This is a genomic window from Paraburkholderia mimosarum LMG 23256 = NBRC 106338 (assembly GCF_000739815.1).
GTDB lineage: Bacteria > Pseudomonadota > Gammaproteobacteria > Burkholderiales > Burkholderiaceae > Paraburkholderia > Paraburkholderia mimosarum.
The window spans coordinates 1-864 of record NZ_BBJJ01000339.1 but is presented as its reverse complement, the minus strand read 5'-3'; the positions used below and the strand labels follow the sequence as shown (position 1 = coordinate 864).

General features: G+C 64.4%; 1 pseudogene. It reads right to left on the bottom strand.

Annotated features, from left to right (window positions below):
- Positions 1 to 864: pseudogene (locus BMI01S_RS37780) on the bottom strand (IS3 family transposase); the annotation flags it as partial.

Below are 864 nucleotides of genomic sequence, written 5' to 3'. Positions count from 1 at the left end.
CTTCCCTTTCTGCTCATGCTCTGAACGATCCCGTTTGCCTTCAAGTCGCTCACAAAGCGCTCGCTCGTGTACTGGCAGCCCTGATCGGAATGGAACATCAGCCCCGCTGCCGGGCGCCGGCTGCGGCGCGCCTGGTGTAGCGCCTGGATCACCAGTTCGGTGTCTGCCTGCAACGCAAACGCCCAGCCCACGATACGACGCGAATGCAGGTCCATCACGATGGCCAGATAGGACCAGCCCTGACGCGTTCTGACGTACGTGATGTCGCCTGCCCAAACGCGGTTGATGGCACCCGGGTCGAAGCGGCGCTCAAGCAGGTTGGGTGCCACCAGTGCCTCACCTTCCGCCTTGCGGTACCGATGCGTTCGCCGCCGCGCAACCGCCAGTTTCGCCTCACGCATGAGCGTTCGAGCCCGGTAACGTCCGATCGCGTGCCCCTGCTGCTGCAAGGCCTGCGCCATCCTGCGACTGCCGTAACTGCACCGGCTTTCATGGTGAATCTGGCGTACGGCCCCAAGCAGCACGGGTGATGTCGCCGGCTTGCGGCGCCGGCCAGCAAAGGCGTAATAGCTGCTTCGCGGCACCTTCAGCAACCGGCACATCAAACTCACCGGCCAGGCCTTCTTCAGCGAGCGGATCACTTCGAGGAGCGATCCATTTCCTTGACGAAGAAGGCCGTAGACTTTTTTAGTATCTCGCGCTCCCGCTCAAGTTCCATGACGCGGGCTTCCAGCTCACGGATGCGTCGCTGGTCGTTCTGGACCTGCGCCTCGCTGCGTGGCGGTTCGGCCTGCTGGGCGCGCCACTGCGCCACCCAGCGTCGCAGCGCGGTATCGCCCACGCCCAGCGCCTCGCAGGCCTTCG